The sequence below is a fragment of the Streptococcus gwangjuense genome (genome assembly GCF_003627155.1).
GTDB classification, from domain to species: domain Bacteria; phylum Bacillota; class Bacilli; order Lactobacillales; family Streptococcaceae; genus Streptococcus; species Streptococcus gwangjuensis.
In genome coordinates, this window is sequence record NZ_CP032621.1 from 1,647,503 (window position 1) to 1,663,061 (window position 15,559).

Consider the following 15,559-nt stretch of genomic DNA (forward strand, 5'->3'; position numbering starts at 1 on the left):
AGCTTGGTTGGCTAGGAGTTCTCTTTCTTTTCTGATTTTTTCTTCTCCACTTTTTCGCTTGAATCGGTCGCTACCTCTTCCTTTTTATCTCTTTTCTCTTCTTTTATTTTGACGGAAGGAAAGATGAATTCATATTGACTCTTAGACGAACGAACCGTCGTCACTAAGCTTGTTTTCTTATTTTGATAGCTCACCTGACCCAGATTAAAGGCCTGTTCCCCACTTTCTTGCTCAACCTTATCTTTGGTTCGCTTAGCCATAGCAAAAGCGACCAATTTTTCTTTATTTAAAGCATAGTCTCGATGGTGGGCGACTTGTCGGTTCAAGTAAAATTGTAACAAAAGACTAAAGATAGCTGCCATGGTGACTGCATAGAGGAGAACACCAGCCTTAACTTTTTTCTTTTTCCACACGATAGATGAACTCCCTTTCTAAGCCTTTTTGGAACTGGAAACGAAAACGAACCAGTTGATTGTCCTCTGTAATCTGCGCAGATTTGAGTCCATAAACCATAGGCTGATAACCCCGTCCACTGGCATCGGTTTTCCGAAAATCATCCGATTTAGACTTACCTATAGCGATATCCTTGCCATCCTGCTTCATATAGAGGCGATTGCCCTCCACTTTTTCGAACTGCGAACGATCTAATTCTGCCTCCAGCTGGTCCACAAACAAGAGCCACTCCTTTTGCTCGCTTTGCTGCTGGTAGCGAACTTCTGAAATAAGGAGCTGACTCATGGCTTGAAAGAGAAGTAAACTCCCACTGATGACAATGAGAGCAATCAGAGATTCCAACAAGGTGAAAGCCTTAACCTTATGGCTCTTTGATTGCCAACAACTGTTCTGAACCATGGTAGACCTCCAATCCCTTTTCACTAGAAAACACCTGAATCTCAGCTCCGTTTATCTTTACCTGATTTTGACCTGTCTGCAAGGCCATCTTAGCTACCCTCAAGACTTCTTCCTTTTGCAAGATTTTTGCTTCTTCTTGCCTATTTTTCTGAATTTGTCCCAAAAGTAGGGTCGTAATACTAGCAAAGATAGCTAAAGCAACCACTGCTTCCAGTAAAATCACTGCCCTAATTTTTTGTTTCCTTAATGCGTTTAATTTTTCCATTTCCTAGATATAATTGATAACGAATCGCTCCTTTACTGGTCTGAAATTCAACCTTAGCCAGGGACGAATTGCCTCCAACTCGGTCAAATGTAATACTTTGGCCCGATGGTGCCTGAATTCCTTTAGGAACTGTCAACTTTTGACTGCCATTACTAATGGTCTGTCCGTCTATGCTCAAACTTGTCTTTTGCTGACTAGCTACACTGCGTTTTTGAGTTTCCCGATAAAGTTCTTCAAACTCCATAAAGAAAATCTGCTCCTCTACCGCCGCAAAAGTGGACTGGACAGAACCGGACAAGCCTAAGGCAAGGATACTCACAAGTCCCAAAACCAAGAGACTTTCAAACATGGTAAAGGCCTTAATCATTGACTTTACGATTTGCTCCTCCGTTTTTAGTATAGTATTCATTATAGGCTTTAGCCTGTTCAGGAGTAATACGCCCGTCTGCTTGTAACTTGCTTAGGCTAGCATCTTCATTTTTATCCAAGCTATAAAGTTCTGCCTGGCTTTCCACCACCTTAACAACAGCAGCTTTTCCTTTGTCATTAACTGCTTCTTTTTGCTTGGTCAGATTAGGTACAAAAAGTAATAGAAGCACGCTGATGATGAGCAAGACCACCAACATCTCCACAAGTGTAAAAGCTTTAACCTTAGCTTTTTTCAAGAATGTCATCATTTTTTTCATGTTAAAAATTTACCTCCATATTTTGATACATGGGCATGAGCATTGCCGCATAAAGTAAAACGATAATCAGTGCCACAAAGATAAAAACCAGTGGCTGCACCAAATTCATGGTGCGGTTAACTCGGGTAAAAAAGGCTTCCCAAGTTTTTTCAGCATAGATTTCCAACTCACTCCCCAGCTTGGACTTAACTTCCCCATACTCGATAATGAGACTCAACTCCTTTTTAAAGAAAGGATAGGTTCCTATCGTTTGAGAAAATTCCTGACCATTTTGTAGGGATTGAGCTAAGTCTTGACCGATTTCTTTAAAGAGCTGGGAACCTTGTTCTTGCATGATTTGAAAAATCTGCGTCAATTCCATTCCCTGCGAAATCATATTCCCCCATTCACGCGCATAATAGGCTGTCAAATAGGTCTGCACAAAAATTCCAAGAAAGGGAAGGCGTGCTAAGATAGAAAAGACGCGCATCTTAGAACTTCTTTTATAGAAAGTTAATGCTAAAAGGGCAAGCACGGAAACAAACCCTACCATACCCAGAAAGATTTGTGGCAGATTACCGATAATTTGAGTGGCAATATTGCTACTATCCAGTTGTGGTAGTAGGTAATTACGTAGCCCCAGCATAATTAAGAGAAGAAAACCCAGCAAAATCAAGGGATAGGTCGCTACTTCAATTAATTTTTTCTTGACTTTGGCCAGATTGTCTAGATATTCTTCTATCTTTCCCAAACTCAGGTGGAGATTTCCATGGACTTCCGCTAGGGATAACTGAGTGACAATGGCACTTGAAAATCCCAAACCTTCCATCATTTCTGAGAATGATTTCCCCTGAGACAAGCCCGTGCGCATCTTGGCCACGCACTGCTTGTCCAACAAGGCACTCCTATCTAAAAAGGAAATGGTCTCCACCAGATGAAAACCACTGGAAAAGAGATTGTTAAATAGGGTGATGATATTTTTTTGTTTAGCTGTAGCTAATTTTTTCCGTTTCAGCCTGAAGACTTGTGATATATCCATCTTTAAGAAGCTGGTCAATCTGTTCATTCCAGCTAGTTGGCTGGTGGTCTTGATAGTCTTTGCTTGCAAAGTCAACGATTCCTCCTCCCCCGATTAATCTCTGGTAGCAGACTCCTTGCAGAACGACTGCTAATTCCTCCTCACTCACACCCAACTCCAGCAAGCGCTCATAAACACCTCGGATACTCTTGGCATGAATGGTTGAAAAGACTGTCGCCCCTGTCAAACTGGCTCTGATCACTGCACGCGCCGTTTCGCTGTCTCGAATTTCTCCGATAATCAAGAGATCTGGTCGATGACGTAGGGAAAGTTTGATGAGATTTTCATAGGTTAGTCCGATCGCTTCATTCAACTGTAATTGGAGCATGTCGTCCTGCTTGATTTCTACAGGATCTTCGATGGACATGACTTGCTGTCCTTTAAAGAGAGACTTGGCCAATTCATGCATCAGGGTTGTCTTGCCACTTCCGACTGGACCAGCAAAGAGATAGAGACCACGTTGCCTGTACTGCTTGCCCAATTCATCAATATCCTGAAACCAAAAATGCAAGTCCTGTTTCTCATCATGCAGCAAGCGAATAACTAAACTCTCATGCCCTCTATAATCGCCTACTGTAGATAAACGTAGGGACGCCATCTTCTGGTCATATTCATAATCACAGGAACCAAGTTGACTACGTCGCTTTTCTCCCACATTCATACCCGCCACAAACTTAAAGTGACTAATAACGGCCGCAAACTTTTCAAAATCATAGCAACCAATTTTACATCGCTCGTCTCCTACCCTCATATGAAGCTCATAAGCGTCTAACTTAGGGACAAAATAAATATCTTGCGCCCCTTTTTTCCGAGCTGAACGAATGATTTCTTGTGCAATTTCTTGAACCATACTTACCTCCTCACCTATACTATTCGCAAAGATTTGGAAAAATAAAAAAAGCAACTCCAAAAAGTTACTTTTTCTCTATCTTAATTTCATACGGCAAGAACGGTGCCTTTCCTTACCTGTTTGTTTTTCATAGCCTGGACGTAATTTTTCATCTGGGATAACCTGCTCATCCTGCAAAAGAGCCAAAGAATGGTATTGTTGTAAATAGTCATCACATTCATCACACCAGCGTTGGTCTTCTGGATCCCAGAAAATAGTCATCAAGTCACTTCTACTTTTATAAAGAGGGGATTCTTGTTCCAATCTAAACCAGCAAGTTTTGTAGTATTTGAGAGCATCATAATACTGGTCAAATTTCTTACTAGCTACAATATCTTCTTCCCAACCTTCTAAGAACCACCAAGGTTCAAAATCTCCATACATTTCTATAACACGATACATATTCATTCATTTCCTTTGTATCGTATATTATAACTAATTCCATTAAACAAGGAAAGAAATATGCTCATTTCTTAATTTTTTGATAAAAAATCCAGCCATCTGATGAATGACTGAATTTCTATTTGCTTGTGTTCCAAAATGTTTTTACTACTTAAGCTTCTGAAATATCGTTTTCGATGATGACCTTAATTGCATGGTGGTCTGCTGCTTTACTGAAAACTTCATAGGCTTTTTCAATTTCACTTAGTTTGAAATAGTGAGTTACCAATTTTTCTGGCTCAATCTTATGACTTTCAAGTGCTTTCAACAATTGTGGAGTGGTATTTGTAGATACCAAACCAGTTGTTACATTGATGTTGCGAATCCAAAGTTTGTCCAAATCGAATTCGACTGGTTTACCATGCACACCACAGTTGGCAACTGTTCCGTTTATACCGATAATCTTTTGACAGAAATCAAATGTTGCAGGAATACCAACAGCTTCAATAGCGACATCTACACCACGGCCATCTGTCAAATCATAAATTTCTTTAATGGCTTTTTCAGGGTTTGAAGAATTAACCTTATGAGTCGCACCAAATGATAGGGCAGTTTCCAAACGGTTATCGTCTAAGTCTACCATAATCAATTTGGCTGGTGAATAGAACTGAGCTGTTAAGAGAGCTGCTAAACCAACTGGACCTGAACCAATAATGGCTACGCTGCAACCAGGTTCTACTTTCCCTTTCAAGACACCAATTTCATATCCAGTAGGTAGAATGTCTGATAGCATAACTAAAGCTTCATCTGACAAGTCTTCTGGAGTATGGTAAAGAGTGTTATCTGCATGAGGGACACGTAAATACTCAGCCTGCATACCGTCAATCAAGTGACCGAAAATCCAGCCCCCTTCGTCTTCACAGTGGGCATAAATTCCTTTTTTACAGTAGTAGCATTTACCACAGGCACAAACACAAGAAATCAAGACCTTGTCGCCTTTTTTGAAATTCGAAACTCCTTCTCCAACTTCTTCAACAATCCCAATCCCTTCGTGACCAAGAATGGTACCACTTTGGCAAGCGGGAACATCCCCTTTGATAATATGGAGGTCTGTTCCACAAATAGTAGTTTTTACGATACGCACAATAGCATCTGTTGGCTTGCGAATAACTGGTTTGGCAACGTCAACAAAAGAAGCAAGTCCTGGTTTAACATAAGTATAGGCTTTCATAAAGCACTCCTCCTTTTTTTATTTGTACTGTTTATAATATAATTGTAAGCCTTTTCATTTGTTTCTTCAAGTATTTTTGTGATTTTTTTAACTATTTTATTTACCAGTAAAGCAATATAGATAAAAAAGCAGAAGCTAGTCTGCTTTCATCCTTAACAAAGAGAAACTTCACTACTCCTTAAGAACTTTCGATTAACATCAAACGACTAAACAAAAATGATATTACTGATAGATGGAGAATATTCTTCTATATCATTGAAACACTAGGACATCCAAAACAATTGCACTTTCAGTAAATTTCTATTCTAAAATCACGAATAATCTCTGCAATATTATCTAAGTTGCAATATATATTAGACATTTTACTAACAATTTTTATAATATCGTTTGTCTTTAAGAGCACAATAACGGCCTTGCTTCTCACTTAACGAGATTCAAGACCGTTATTTAAGATTTTTATTTTATAGCTCTATCTTCTGCTATTTGATTGTGTAGATGATGAACTTGATGTACTGCTAGAGCTATTACTTGAGCTTGGTGTAGATGAGAAACTACCAATAATACTTGACCAAGCATTTTGGTAATCTGCTTCACTTCCTCCAATAGCAAAGTGATAGCTTGTCGTTGGAGCTCCCGCCTTGGTAGCCCAATAGCTCGTTACAGTAGAACCTGAAAGATCCACTGTTCTTCCATTAACAGATACTTTGCCAGGCTTCTGCCCTGTAGATCTGAGGACCTGAGACTGGGTCACACTAGAATCAAGATTAAAGCGTTCATTGCCCCAAACACCAGGCTCAGCCTGTTGGATAGCATTGATCAAGTAAGCCATATATTTGGCATTTCGATAATGCCCAGCCCCCTTAGCCATTGGGCGGTTATCATCATGCCCTAGCCAACCACCTAGAGTCAATCTTGGTGTCGAAAGCATGAGCCACATATTTTCATCTTCATTGGTTGTACCAGTCTTACCAATCCAGTCTGCACGAGCTAAGCTTGAATTGATAGAAGCCAAATCCGTTTGGAAACTTGAAGTGATCCGAGATGAAATCACCTCACGAAGCAAACTCTGCATAATCGTTGCTGTTGCCTTCGAGTACACTTGAACTGGTTTGTCTTGGAATTCATAGATTACTCTACCATCAGATGATTCAATCTTAGAAATCACATGTTTCTGATGATAGACACCGTTATTAGCAAGTGTTTGATAACCATTGGTATGCTGGGCAACTGTAACTTCAATACCACCACCCATAGGTAGACTTTCGATACCGTACTCTGGAATTTCGTAACCCATTTTTTCCATATAGCTCTTAACATCGACACCTTTTTCACGAAGCATGCGATAGGTCCAATAGGCTGGAATATTCCATGAATAGTTTAAAGCATCACCCAAATTGACCATATCTGTGCCTTTACTACTACCATGCACAATCGGACTACCATTGGCAAAATTTGTAGGATAATTTGACAATATGCTAGCACTTCCCATCAAACCTTGGTCAATGGCAATTCCGTAGGCCAGCAAAGGCTTGGTTGTAGAGGCTGGCGAACGCTTGGTGTCAAAGGCGTGATTGTTTTGGTTAGTCTGGTAATTACGACCACCAACAAAGCCTAGAACAGCCCCCGTTTTATTGTCCATCAAAACATTCCCTACTTCAGGCTGCCCAGTCGAATCATCTACCAAATAACCATAGTTCGCAACTGCATTTTGCATGGCCGCATGGATTTTTTTATTGATCGTTGTAGTGATTTTGTAGCCGCCATTACTTAGTTCCTGCTCAGCTCTCTCATGATAAGCCTTTCGAATCGCTTCATTTTTCAACTCTTGGCTCGAAACATTGTCCTGTCGAACTAAATAATCATACATACGGTCTGTCGCTTCAGCCATAGCTGTAAAGTAGAGATAATCTCTCGAAACAGCATTGACAGTTCCTGATGGCAAGAAGTCTTGTTTGAGATTATAATCCTTGTACTGGTCGTATTCTTCCTGAGTCAGAGCACCCGTACGGTACATGTTGTAGAGAACATCCTTGGCCCGCTTCAAACCAAGTTCTAAGTCTTCATCACTCTTTAACTCTCCAGTATTTTCATAAGGAGAATAAGTAATCGGACTCTGTGGCAAACCTGCTAGGAAGGCAGCTTGGGGAATACTCAGCCTGTTGGCATCGATACCGAAAATCCCTTCAGCAGCTTGCTGGGCACCTGCAATATTCTGCCCTTTATGATTCCGACCAAAGGGAGCAACATTGAGATAAGTCGTCAAGATTTCATCCTTACTCATACTGCGTTCCAAGGCAAGGGCATCAACAATTTCTGTAGCCTTACGAGCCAAAGTCGGAGCATCTCCAACCACTTGTTGTTTGATTAACTGTTGGGTCAAGGTCGAGCCCCCGCTAGATGAGCCCAAACCTGCAAAGGTTCCCAATGTCGCCCGAATCACAGCTTTTGGCACAACCCCGTTATGTTCAAGAAAATGTTCGTCCTCAGTTGCTACGATAGCCTTTTTGAGATTGTCCGATATTTCCTCAGATGAAACAGAAGTTCGCAGTAGGTCACTCTCGATAGAAGCAATAACACTCCCATCTGCATAAACAATTTCTGAGATGGAAGAAACATTTTTAACCTGCTTGACCAAGTCCTCCGCTTGGGGAATCTTAGCTTTATCAAACAAAGCAACTCCATAACCAAGAGCTACACCAGCACCAAAAAGCCCACCGATAAAGCCTAGAATAAAGAGAGTATTCAGAATGCCCTTAATAGCAACTAAAATGCTACCTAGGATAGCCAGGACTTTCCCACCTGTCCCATCCGACTGCTTCTCTTCTGAGACTTTCTCTGGTTTTTTATGATTTATTTTTGATTTTACTAGCTGGAAAAATTCCAGCATTTTTCGTTTTAATTCATTTAATTGATTTTGCATGGATTTCCTCACTCTATCTATTATACCATAAAAGGGAAACTTTCAATAAAATAGCCACTTTCTTCCCTATTCTACTAGGCTATTGCCCAAGTTTGTGATACAATAGGTAGAAACAATATTTTATAAAGGAGAAAAGACACATGCACATTTTTGATGAGCTAAAAGAGCGTGGTTTGATTTTTCAAACGACTGATGAAGAAGCTTTGCGTAAAGCCCTAGAAGAAGGTCAAGTTTCTTATTATACTGGCTACGATCCAACTGCTGACAGCCTTCACCTAGGTCACCTTGTCGCAATCTTGACAAGTCGTCGCTTGCAGCTAGCAGGTCACAAACCTTATGCGCTCGTTGGCGGTGCTACAGGTCTCATCGGAGATCCGTCCTTCAAAGATGCTGAACGTAGTCTCCAAACAAAAGACACAGTAGATGGCTGGGTCAAGTCTATCCAAGGACAACTTTCTCGTTTTCTTGATTTTGAAAATGGCGAAAACAGGGCTGTCATGGTCAACAACTACGACTGGTTTGGCAGCATCAGCTTCATTGACTTCCTCCGTGATATCGGAAAATACTTCACTGTCAACTACATGATGAGCAAGGAGTCTGTGAAAAAACGGATTGAAACAGGAATTTCATACACTGAGTTTGCCTACCAAATCATGCAAGGTTACGACTTCTTCGTCCTTAACCAAGACCACAACGTAACGCTTCAAATCGGTGGTTCTGACCAGTGGGGAAATATGACAGCTGGTACTGAATTGCTTCGTCGTAAGGCTGACAAGACAGGCCACGTTATCACTGTTCCATTGATCACAGATGCAACTGGTAAAAAATTTGGTAAATCAGAAGGAAATGCCGTATGGCTCAATCCTGAAAAGACTTCTCCATACGAAATGTACCAATTCTGGATGAACGTTATGGACGCTGACGCTGTTCGCTTCTTGAAAATCTTTACTTTCTTGTCACTTGATGAGATTGAAGATATCCGCAAACAGTTTGAAGCAGCTCCACACGAACGCTTAGCGCAAAAAGTCTTGGCTCGTGAAGTCGTTACACTCGTTCACGGCGAAGAAGCTTACAAAGAAGCCCTCAACATCACTGAGCAACTCTTTGCAGGAAACATCAAAAACCTTTCTGTTAAAGAGCTCAAACAAGGACTTCGTGGAGTACCAAACTACCAAGTTCAAGCAGATGAAAACCACAATATTGTGGAACTCCTCGTGGCATCTGGTGTGGTTAACTCAAAACGCCAAGCCCGTGAAGACGTCCAAAACGGAGCTATCTACATCAACGGTGACCGCATCCAAGACCTTGACTATGTCTTGAGTGACGCTGATAAGTTAGAGAACGAACTGACTGTTATCCGTCGCGGTAAGAAGAAATATTTCGTTCTTACATATTAAAAAGAAGACTGGGGGCATTTGCCATCCAGTCCTTTTTTTGCTAGACTTAAACTATGAATACAAATCTCAAACCCAAACTCCAGCGTTTTGCTTCTGTAACTGCCTTTGCCTGCCCTATCTGTCAAGAAAATCTGACCCTAGTAGAGACTAGTCTCAAGTGCTGCAACCGTCATTCTTTTGACCTGGCAAAATTTGGCTATGTCAATCTGGCACCTCAAGTCAAGCAATCTGCCAACTACGATAAAGAAAATTTTCAAAACCGTCAACAAATCCTAGAAGCTGGATTTTATCAGGCTATCTTAGAAACCATCTCGGACTTACTAGCAACGAATCTATCCGCAAAAACTGTATTGGATATCGGTTGTGGCGAGGGGTTTTACTCTCGCAAACTCCAAGAAAGTCACTCTGACAAAACCTTCTATGCCTTCGACATCTCCAAAGATTCTGTCCAAATCGCTGCCAAGAGTGAACCAAACTGGGCAGTCAACTGGTTCGTTGGTGACTTGGCTCGTCTCCCCATAAAAGACGCTAGCATGGATATCCTGCTTGATATCTTCTCACCTGCCAACTATGGAGAATTTCGTCGCGTTTTATCCAAAGACGGCATCTTGATAAAGGTTATTCCAACTGAAAATCACCTCAAGGAAATCCGTCAGAAGGTACAAGACCAGCTGACAAAAAAGGACTATTCCAATCAAGATATCAAAAATCATTTCCAAGAACACTTTACCATCCTATCTAGCCAAACAGCCTCTCTGACCAAAGCTATCATAGCAGAGCAGCTTCAAACCCTACTCAGTATGACTCCTCTCCTCTTTCACATCGACCAGAGCAAGATTGACTGGAGCCAACTGACAGAGATTACTATTGAGGCTGAGATTCTGGTTGGGAAAGTACTATAATTGACACAAAAAACCGCATTTCAAGAAGATCTGCGGTTTTAAATTTCAATTTTTAAACTATCTATCCCAAAAGTCTAAAACATTTAAAGCTTTTAGCTTCTCCATTTATTTTCGATTCGAAATAACAAACTTATCAATAAATAGCAAGTGAAATAAGGCAAGTGTAATTCCCGATAAGCACCCATGATAAGAGATTTCTTGATGGGTAAGGGGGTAAAGATTACTATTACCCGCCAAGAGGCATGTTAAAATAACAAATAGAATCCAAAATAAATCCGTCCATTTATATTTTGAAAAATATTTTTTCCACATAAGAACACCTTCTTTCCTATAATCATATTATAATACTTTATGTGAGCGAATACAAGAAATATGAGGTATTCAACTACGAAGAAACATAAGGATGAAAGACAGTAAAAACCAGCATTTCTAAACCTTCACTGTATCTAGGATTTATCTGTTTTTAGACAAGATTGACCCAAATCCACAGCATTCAAATAAACAGTAAGTGATATAAGGCCAGTACCAAACCCCATAAACTACCACGAAAAGAGATTTCTTGATGATTGAGAGGAAACAAATCGTGGTTACCTATATAGAGGCAGGTCAAAATTATAAATAAAATCCAAAATAAACCCTACATTCTTAAAATAACTTAGTACATAAATGATAATGCTGTCGCCGCCATCAATATTGCAAGAACTATTTTCCAAATTTTTTTATTTTTTCCAAAAATCTTATCAGGTAACAAGCTTATTACAAGAAAGGTAATAAACAACACCAATTTTGTATATATCATAAAAACACCTTCTTTCTTATAATTATATTATAATACTTTATATAAGCGAATACAATAAATATGAGGTGTTCAACTACGAAGAAACATAAGGATGAAAGACAGTAAAAACCAGCATTTAAAGCCTTCACTGTATCTATGATTTCCCTATCTTTAGACAAGATTGACCCAAATCCACAGCATTCAAAAAAGCGAATTTCAACCGAAACTCGCTTTTTTACAAGATGTATTAGTATAAATTTGTATCTTAGTCTAAGTGCCAGATATCTTCGTTATACTGAGCGATTGTACGGTCAGATGAGAAGAATCCTGCTTTAGAAATGTTAACAATGACTTTATCCAACCATGCGTCACGGTCTTCGTAGTCAGCCAACATTTGTTCTTTAACCTTGATGTAGTCTTCCAAGTCAAGAAGAGTCATGAACCAGTCTTTATTGATCAATTCATTGTAAAGACGTTCCAAGCGCTCTTTGTTTCCAGCTGCAAGAACTGCATCGCTAACGATGAAGTCAACCAATGGTTTGATAGCTTCACGAGCATAGAATTCGCTTGATTTGTATGCTGCTTTATCGTAAAGGTCGATAACAGTTTCTGAATCTTCACCAAAGATGTAGATGTTTTCGTCACCAACCAACTCAGCGATTTCCACGTTAGCACCGTCCATAGTACCAAGAGTCAAAGCTCCGTTCAACATGAATTTCATGTTACCAGTACCTGAAGCTTCTTTAGAAGCAAGTGAGATTTGTTCTGAGATATCACATGCTGGGATCAAGAAGCTTGCTGCAGTAACATTGTAGTTTTCAACCATAACTACTTGCAAGTGTGGAGCTACTGCTGGATCGTTAGCAATAACTTCTGACATGCAAAGGATCAAGTGGATGATGTCTTGAGCGATTGTGTAGGCTGGCGCTGCTTTACCACCAAAGAAGATTGTGATTGGGCGAGCAGGGATGTTACCAGCTTTGATGTCAAGGTATTTGTGGATTACGTACAAAGCGTTCATTTGTTGGCGTTTGTACTCGTGAAGACGTTTGATTTGGATATCAAAGATAGAGTTTGTATTGATTTCCACACCTTGATGTTCTTTCAAGTGACGTGCCAATTTACGTTTGTTGTGAGCCTTGATGCTTTCCAATTTTTCTTTGACAGCTGCTTTATCTTCATAAGACAAGAGTTTTTCAAGCTCATCTGCTTCATGGTGCCAACCTTCTCCAATAATCTCATCCAAGTAGTGAGATAGTCTTGGGTTGGCATGCATGAGCCAACGACGGAATGTAATACCGTTTGTTTTGTTGTTGAATTTTTCTGGGTAAAGGTCGTAGAAGGCTTTCAACTCAGAGTTCTTCAAGATTTCAGTGTGGAGTGCTGCTACCCCGTTAACGCTGTATCCGTAGTGGATATCCATGTGAGCCATGTGAACACGTCCACTCTCGTCGATGATTTGAACAGCTGGATCTTTGTATTCTGCTTTCACGCGACGGTCCAATTCTTCGATGATTGGTACCAAGTGAGGAACCACTTCTTGCAAGAATTCAAGAGGCCATTTTTCAAGGGCTTCAGCAAGGATTGTGTGGTTAGTGTAGGCAGTCATACTACGAACGATTGAGATTGCTTCGTCAAGATCGATACCACGAGCAGTCAAAAGACGGATCAATTCAGGGATAACCATTGATGGATGAGTATCGTTGATTTGTACAACTGCGTAGTCAGCAAGGTCATGCAAGTTGCTTCCTTTTTCAATTGCTTCTTCGATGATCAATTGCGCACCGTTTGAAACCATGAAGTATTGTTGGAAAATACGGAGCAATTCACCTTGACGGTCACTATCATCTGGGTAAAGGAAAAGAGTCAAGTTGCGAGCGATATCTGTCTTATCAAAGTTGATACCGTCTTTAATGATTGAAGAATCAACTGAATCCAAGTCAAACAAACGCAAGCGGTTCTTAGTTTCTGTCTTGTAACCAGGTACATCGATATCGTAAAGAGTTGATGTCAATGTGAAGTGAGCAAATGGCACTTGGTAGCTACGGCTTGAGCGAACCAACCAGTTTTGCTCTGTCAACCATGCATTTGGAATTGTTTCTTGTTGGTTATTTTTAAGAACTTGTTGGAATAGACCAAAGTGGTAGTTAAGACCAACACCGTCACCGTTCAAACCAAGAGTAGCAATTGAGTCGATAAAGCAGGCAGCCAAACGTCCCAAACCACCATTACCAAGAGATGGTTCTAATTCAACTTCTTCAACTTCGATCAAGTCTTTACCTGCAGCTGCAAGTTCTTTTTTTACATCATCGTAAAGACCAAGGTTGATCAAGTTGTTTGACAAGAGTTTACCAATCAAGAACTCAGCTGAGATATAGTAAACTTTTTTCTTACCAGTGTTAACTGGTTTTTTGCTACTTGCAAGCTTGCTGTAGTTAAGAAGAGCCAGGTAAAGCTCTTCATTGCTACATTCTGCAATGGTTTTATTGTAACGATTGTGTACAAATTCTTGTAGTGATAACATGTTTAAGGTGTCTCCTGATATTGTATTATTTCTTTAATTCTACCAAATTTTCATTGATTCGGCGATAGATTGTTGTCAAGTCAAGTAAGCCTTCCTCGACAGCTGGTGTCAATTGATCTTCAGTCATACGCCAAGACCAGTTTCCACCAAGGGTAGATGGGAAGTTCATACGAGCTGCCTCATCCAATTCTAGCAAATCTTGCATGGTTGCAATTGCCATGAAGCTAACTGATGAAAAGACTGTACGAAGCATAGCGTGTGGCACTGTTTCGTATTCTTTACGGTTAGTATAGCGAGCCATGTACTCACGAGTCGCATCATCGATCTCGTTACGGTACCAACCAAGGACCGTATTGTTATCGTGTGTTCCTGTGTACATTACTGAGTTAGCAGGTGCCAAGTGTGGGCTATCGATGCTTTCGTCTTCTGGGTTGAAGGCAAATTGAAGAATCTTCATTCCTGGGAAGCCAGTACGTTCACGCAATTCGATCACTTCGTCTGTCATGAAACCAAGGTCTTCTGCGATGATGTTTAGCTCGCCAAGTTCTTCCTTAACAGCTGCAAAGAGCTTGTAGCCAGGACCTTTGACCCACGCACCAGGTGCTGCTGTATCAGAACCAGCAGGGATTTCCCAGTAAGATTCGAAACCGCGGAAGTGGTCGATACGAACGATGTCGTAGATTTTGAAGCTTTCACGCAAGCGTTCAATCCACCATTTGTAGCCGTCTTTGTCCATTGCTTCCCAGTCATAGATTGGGTTACCCCAAAGCTGACCAGTTGCAGAAAATTCATCTGGTGGGCATCCTGCGATGCAAGTAGCCTTACCGTTGACATCTGTCTTGAAGAGATGTGGATTTGCCCACATATCGCTTGAATCTTCCGCTACGTAAATTGGCATGTCTCCAACAATTTCGATGTGGTTGTCGTTAGCGTAAGCTTTCAATTTCAACCATTGTTGGAAGAAGAAGTATTGAGTCACACGGTGGTAAACCAACTTGTCTGCCAATTGCTCACGGTAGCTTTCAAGAGCTGAAGCTTTACGAGCACGAGCATCTGCATCTGGCCATTCAGTCCAAGCAAGATTGTCAAAATGCTCTTTGATAGCCATATACTCTGCAAAGAGTTCAAGCCATGATTGGTTGTCTTGAACAAATTTCTCAAAATCTTTAACATCTCCTACTTCCAAGAAACGTTTTACCGCTTTTTCTAAAAGAGGACGACGTGCATAGTAGATTTTCGCATAATCAACTTCAGACGCATCACTACCAAAGTCAACCCCTTCAAGGTCACTTGCTTGCAACAAGCCTTGTTCCACCAAGATATCTAAATCGATAAAATGAGTGTTCCCTGCGAAGGCTGAGAAAGATTGGTAAGGAGAGTCTCCGTAACTAGTTGTTCCTAGTGGAAGGATTTGCCAGTAACGTTGTTTTGTGCGAACCAAGAAATCAACGAAGTCGTAAGCACTTTTACCAAATGATCCGATTCCGTATGCTCCTGGAAGAGAAGAAATGTGCATCAACACACCACTTTGACGTTTTTTCATAATAAGCACCTCATGTGTTTATAGTTAGATATTACATTTTTATGAACGCAAACGTTTGCGCTATTACTAGTATAGCTCATTTTCTTGATAAATGCAAGCGGTTATAAATAACTTTTTTGATTATTTTTTTAATT

15 protein-coding genes are annotated in these 15,559 nt (G+C 40.5%); 2 read left to right on the forward strand and 13 right to left on the reverse strand.

Annotation, left to right across the window (positions count from 1 at the left end):
• Positions 1-11: 11 nt before the first annotated feature.
• The 10 genes from comGG to pbp1b form a co-directional block, all read right to left on the reverse strand.
• Positions 12-413 carry a competence type IV pilus minor pilin ComGG gene (gene comGG, locus D7D53_RS08315; protein ID WP_120770671.1) on the reverse strand — a complete coding sequence of 134 codons (402 nt, stop codon included), beginning with the start codon at positions 411-413 and terminating at the stop codon, positions 12-14.
• Entirely contained in the window at positions 391-852 is a 462-nt protein-coding gene (gene comGF, locus D7D53_RS08320) for a competence type IV pilus minor pilin ComGF (protein WP_000250521.1), read from the reverse strand. Before comGF ends, comGG begins: the two co-directional genes overlap by 23 nt.
• Positions 815-1,117, reverse strand: a complete 303-nt coding sequence (gene comGE / locus D7D53_RS08325; RefSeq protein ID WP_281268606.1) for a competence type IV pilus minor pilin ComGE — start codon at positions 1,115-1,117, stop codon at positions 815-817. Before comGE ends, comGF begins: the two co-directional genes overlap by 38 nt.
• Positions 1,080-1,484: a competence type IV pilus minor pilin ComGD gene (gene comGD, locus D7D53_RS08330; protein WP_245941793.1), complete on the reverse strand. Its 405-nt coding sequence runs from the start codon at positions 1,482-1,484 to the stop codon at positions 1,080-1,082. The genes comGE and comGD overlap by 38 nt, the downstream gene beginning before the upstream one ends.
• On the reverse strand, positions 1,477-1,803 hold the full coding sequence (gene comGC, locus D7D53_RS08335; RefSeq protein ID WP_045606658.1) for a competence type IV pilus major pilin ComGC: 327 nt from the start codon (positions 1,801-1,803) through the stop codon (positions 1,477-1,479). The genes comGD and comGC overlap by 8 nt, the downstream gene beginning before the upstream one ends.
• 1 nt (position 1,804) lies before the next feature.
• Positions 1,805-2,821 (reverse strand): competence type IV pilus assembly protein ComGB, encoded by a 1,017-nt coding sequence (gene comGB, locus D7D53_RS08340; protein ID WP_120770673.1) that lies wholly within the window; start codon positions 2,819-2,821, stop codon positions 1,805-1,807.
• Positions 2,769-3,710, reverse strand: coding sequence for a competence type IV pilus ATPase ComGA (comGA, locus tag D7D53_RS08345; protein ID WP_120770674.1), 942 nt, complete (start codon positions 3,708-3,710; stop codon positions 2,769-2,771). Before comGA ends, comGB begins: the two co-directional genes overlap by 53 nt.
• Positions 3,711-3,785: 75 nt before the next feature.
• Entirely contained in the window at positions 3,786-4,151 is a 366-nt protein-coding gene (locus D7D53_RS08350; protein WP_120770675.1) for a DUF1033 family protein, read from the reverse strand.
• A 151-nt stretch (positions 4,152-4,302) separates the two neighbouring features.
• Positions 4,303-5,361, reverse strand: coding sequence for a zinc-dependent alcohol dehydrogenase family protein (locus D7D53_RS08355; protein WP_120770676.1), 1,059 nt, complete (start codon positions 5,359-5,361; stop codon positions 4,303-4,305).
• Positions 5,362-5,830: 469 nt separating this feature from the next.
• Entirely contained in the window at positions 5,831-8,281 is a 2,451-nt protein-coding gene (gene pbp1b / locus D7D53_RS08360) for a penicillin-binding protein PBP1B (RefSeq protein ID WP_120770677.1), read from the reverse strand.
• A gap of 140 nt (positions 8,282-8,421) precedes the next feature.
• On the opposite strand from pbp1b, the gene tyrS reads away from it, so the two are divergent.
• Positions 8,422-9,678, forward strand: a complete 1,257-nt coding sequence (gene tyrS, locus D7D53_RS08365; RefSeq protein WP_120770678.1) for a tyrosine--tRNA ligase — start codon at positions 8,422-8,424, stop codon at positions 9,676-9,678.
• A 53-nt stretch (positions 9,679-9,731) separates the two neighbouring features.
• Positions 9,732-10,580, forward strand: coding sequence for a putative RNA methyltransferase (locus tag D7D53_RS08370; RefSeq protein ID WP_120770679.1), 849 nt, complete (start codon positions 9,732-9,734; stop codon positions 10,578-10,580).
• Positions 10,581-10,685: 105 nt separating this feature from the next.
• Here D7D53_RS08370 and D7D53_RS10220 read toward each other — a convergent pair whose 3' ends face one another.
• From D7D53_RS10220 to malQ, 3 genes are all read right to left on the reverse strand, one after another.
• A complete protein-coding gene (locus tag D7D53_RS10220) occupies positions 10,686-10,892 on the reverse strand; it encodes a membrane protein (protein WP_045606609.1) in 207 nt (68 codons plus the stop codon).
• Between the two features lie 731 nt (positions 10,893-11,623).
• Positions 11,624-13,882, reverse strand: a complete 2,259-nt coding sequence (gene glgP / locus D7D53_RS08380; RefSeq protein WP_120770680.1) for a glycogen/starch/alpha-glucan family phosphorylase — start codon at positions 13,880-13,882, stop codon at positions 11,624-11,626.
• Positions 13,883-13,907: 25 nt separating this feature from the next.
• Positions 13,908-15,425, reverse strand: coding sequence for a 4-alpha-glucanotransferase (gene malQ, locus D7D53_RS08385; protein WP_120770681.1), 1,518 nt, complete (start codon positions 15,423-15,425; stop codon positions 13,908-13,910).
• Positions 15,426-15,559 lie beyond the last annotated feature (134 nt).